We start from the raw sequence: 3,670 nt of genomic DNA on the forward strand, positions 1-3,670 counted from the left end.
CTGATCCGTCCTTTCTGCGCTTTTCTGTGTTTTGTTCTCTTCGGCTGTAACATTGTATATTACAATTTGAAAATTTGAAATATTATTCCTTCGCCTTACCACTTCCACCTTATACCCCACACCTTATACCCTACACCTTATACCCTACACCTTATACCTTATATCTCATACCTTAAAACTATCTCCTGTCTCCTCTTCCGCCGCCTCTCCTGTCGCCGCCACCGCCTCTCCTGTCATCACGCCTGTCGCCACCTCTTCTGTCGCCGCCACCCCTTCTGTCATCTCTCCTGTTATCGCCCACACCTGTTTCGGCCTTTCCATCAATGATATTCGGATTAAGGTCACGCTTGGTCAATACTTCGCCTTTACATATCCAAACCTTAATGCCGATCTTACCATATACCGTTAAGGCAAATACATTGGCATAGTCAATTTCCATCCGGAAGGTATGCAGGGGAACACGTCCTTGTTTGATCTCTTCCGTACGTGCAATTTCTGCACCGCCCAAACGCCCGCTAACCTTTACCTTGATGCCTTCGGCGCCCATACGAAGCGCTGAGGCAATAGATAATTTAATAGCGCGCTTGTAATTGATGCGGTTCTCGATCTGGCGGGCAATGGTGTCGCCTACTATATTGGCATCCAGTTCAGGACGGCGAACCTGCAAAATATTGATCTGCACATCTTCCTTACCGGTAAGTTTCTTCAGCTCTTCTTTAATATGGTCTACTTCGCCACCACCTTTACCAATGATGATACCCGGCTTGGAAGTATGTATTGTAACAATAAGCTTATTGAGCGTACGTTCAATAACAATTTTGGAAATTCCACCTTTATTGATACGGGCATTAAGATAGACTCTGATCCGGTTATCTTCAATCAGCTTTTTGGAGTAATCCCTTTTGCTGCCATACCAGTTGCTTTCCCAGCCGCGGATGATCCCTAACCTGTTACCAATTGGATTTGCTTTTTGACCCATGTTTATAATTTGAAAATTTTCATTTTTATTTCTGGTCTACAATCACGGTTACATGATTGCTGCGTTTGCGTACCCGGTAAGCTCTTCCCTGGGGCGCCGGCAGCATTCTTTTGAGCACTCTTCCGCCATCCACAAAAATCGTTTTTACTAACAGGTTGCTGTCTGCCGCGCTGGTGCCTTCATTTTTTTGCTCCCAATTGCTTACGGCGCTCCTCAATAATTTATAAAGAGGGGTTGAAGAATGCTGCGGATGATGCTCCAATATTGCCAAAGCCTTCTCTACATCCATACCACGGATAACATCTGCCAGCAAACGCATTTTGCGCGGTGACGTAGGATAGTTTCTGAGTTTAGCTATTGCTTCCATTTTTTATTTTTTCTGGTTGCAGGTTACCGTTTGTTACAACGTATAGCCTCCAACTTATTTTTAAGCTATTTTTTTGCTTGAGTGCCCTTTAAAGTTGCGCGTAGGTGCAAATTCACCCAACTTATGCCCCACCATATACTCGGTTACATATACCGGTATAAACTTGTTGCCGTTGTGAACCGCAAACGTATTGCCCACAAAATCGGGAGTAATAGTAGAGCGGCGGCTCCAGGTTTTGATCACACCTTTTTTAGCTTTACCCTCATTCATAGCCAGTACCTTTTTTTCGAGGTAATCCGCTACATAAGGACCTTTTTTAATTGAACGAGCCATATTTAATTAGTTAATTTGAAAATTTGAAAATGTCTGATCCTTTTTTCTATACAATTTGAAAATCATTTTCAAATTTATTTAGCCAGTTTCTTTCCATTCTTGCGCTGAATGATCAGCTTATCAGAACCTTTTTGCTTGCGGGTTTTCAATCCTTTCGCATACTTGCCGGTCCTTGATCTGGGATGTCCTCCCGAAGCTCTTCCTTCACCACCACCCATTGGGTGATCAACAGGGTTCATGGCCACCCCGCGCACCCGCGGGCGAACGCCCTTCCACCTGTTCACTCCGGCCTTACCGGCTCTCTCCTGGCTGTGGTCGCTGTTGCTTACTACCCCCACGGTTGCATAGCAATTGATCAATATTTTTCTAAGTTCCCCGCTTGGCATTTTCAGTACGCCATACTTTTCTTCTTTGTTGCTCAACTGTGCAGAAGATCCGGCGCTGCGTACCAGCTTGCCGCCCTGTCCCGGCTGCAGTTCCACATTGTGCACGTTTGTACCCAGGGGCATGTTCTTCAACTGCAGTGCATTTCCTACCTCAGGGGCAACGGCATCGCCGCTTACGATCACTGCTCCTACCTGTAAACCCTGGGGAGCAATAATGTATCTTTTTTCGCCATCGGCATAGTTAAGCAGGGCAATAAAAGCGGTACGGTTGGGATCGTATTCAACAGATGCCACAGTGGCACTGACATTTTTCTTATCTCTCTTAAAATCTACTATACGGTATTTTTGTTTATGCCCGCCACCAATATAACGCATGGCACGGCGACCCTGGAAATTACGCCCGCCTGTTCTGGGCTTGGCTTCCAGCAGGCTCTTTTCCGGTGTATCCGTAGTAATTTCGGCATATCCGTTTCCAATTCTCCAGCGGGTGCCCGCTGTCATTGGTTTGTATTTTCTTACTGCCATCTTATTTCTTTTTTTGCGAACTTTTCAGCTTCGCCAGCTTTAATAATTGAATGTCGTTCCGTTATAATGTACTGTACAGATCAATATTCTCGTCTTCGGCTACCGTTACATAGGCTTTTTTATAAGCAGGCTTGCGACCCGAAATAACACCGGCTTTTGTAAACCTTGATTTGGCCTTACCGGGAACAACAACTGTATTTACATTTACCACGCTAACGCCGTAAAATTCTTCCACCGCCTTCTTTATTTCAAGCTTGTTGGACCTGCGCCCTACCCGGAAAGCATATACATTTCTTTTTTCGGAAAGCTTATTGCTTTTTTCGCTTATGACCGGTTTTAGAAGTACATCTGCAAGTTTCATCTTTGTTAATTTGAAAATTTGTCCCGCTAAAAGCGGGATTAAAATTTAAAATAATTTCTCTTAAGCCTCTGCCCCGGCTGGTGCTTCTTCTTCGGAAAATATCTTAGCCGCGTTTTCTGTAAGTACCAGCACATCGCTGTTCACAATATCATAGGTATTTACATCAGCAAGCAACACTCCCAGTACCGTAGGCATATTGCGAAAGCTCAGCTGCACATTCTCGTTGTAACCGGGCAATACGAATAAAGCCCTTTTCTTATCAAGGTTAAGGCTTTTGATCACGCCGGCAACTTCTTTGGTTTTGGGCGCTTCCAGCGAAAAATCTTCAATGACCACGATGGCGTTTTCCTTAGCCTTATAAGAAAGCGCTGATATTTTAGCCAGGTCTTTTACTTTACGGTTCAGCTTGATATCATAACTGTGCGGTTTGGGCCCGAAGATGGTACCGCCCCCTTTGTACAACGGGTTACGGATATTGCCTTTACGGGCACCGCCTGTTCCCTTCTGACGGTGCAGCTTACGGCTGGCTCCCTTAACTTCTGCACGGGTTTTAACCTTATGGGTACCCTGCCGCTGGGCAGCCAGGAACTGCTTTACAGCCAGATAGATAACATGGTCGTTGGGCTCCACTCCAAAAATTTCATCAGGCAGTTCCGCTGTGCGACCTGTTTTCTCACCTGCTTTATTTAAAATATCTACTTGCATTGTATAAAATATTT

The 3,670-nt window shown here is 45.0% G+C and carries 6 protein-coding genes and 1 pseudogene; all 7 read right to left on the bottom strand.

What is annotated here, in order from left to right; all coding sequences use genetic code 11:
* Positions 1-53 (bottom strand): annotated as a pseudogene (locus PLH26_RS20320) (50S ribosomal protein L16); the annotation flags it as partial.
* 125 nt (positions 54-178) lie between these two features.
* Positions 179-979 (bottom strand): 30S ribosomal protein S3, encoded by an 801-nt coding sequence (rpsC, locus tag PLH26_RS20325; protein ID WP_324587853.1) that lies wholly within the window; start codon positions 977-979, stop codon positions 179-181.
* A gap of 25 nt (positions 980-1,004) precedes the next feature.
* The gene (gene rplV / locus PLH26_RS20330; protein ID WP_324587854.1) at positions 1,005-1,346 is read right to left on the bottom strand and encodes a 50S ribosomal protein L22; all 342 of its coding nucleotides are present in this window, start codon (positions 1,344-1,346) and stop codon (positions 1,005-1,007) included.
* Between the two features lie 60 nt (positions 1,347-1,406).
* Positions 1,407-1,679 carry a 30S ribosomal protein S19 gene (gene rpsS / locus PLH26_RS20335; protein ID WP_324587855.1) on the bottom strand — a complete coding sequence of 91 codons (273 nt, stop codon included), beginning with the start codon at positions 1,677-1,679 and terminating at the stop codon, positions 1,407-1,409.
* Between the two features lie 74 nt (positions 1,680-1,753).
* Positions 1,754-2,590, bottom strand: a complete 837-nt coding sequence (gene rplB / locus PLH26_RS20340; RefSeq protein WP_324587856.1) for a 50S ribosomal protein L2 — start codon at positions 2,588-2,590, stop codon at positions 1,754-1,756.
* Between the two features lie 61 nt (positions 2,591-2,651).
* Positions 2,652-2,951 carry a 50S ribosomal protein L23 gene (gene rplW, locus PLH26_RS20345; RefSeq protein ID WP_324587857.1) on the bottom strand — a complete coding sequence of 100 codons (300 nt, stop codon included), beginning with the start codon at positions 2,949-2,951 and terminating at the stop codon, positions 2,652-2,654.
* Positions 2,952-3,011: 60 nt separating this feature from the next.
* A partial coding sequence (rplD, locus tag PLH26_RS20350; RefSeq protein ID WP_502876427.1) for a 50S ribosomal protein L4 occupies positions 3,012-3,670 on the bottom strand: 659 nt, incomplete at its 5' end.

The organism is Agriterribacter sp., from assembly GCF_035444585.1.
Classification (GTDB): domain Bacteria; phylum Bacteroidota; class Bacteroidia; order Chitinophagales; family Chitinophagaceae; genus Agriterribacter.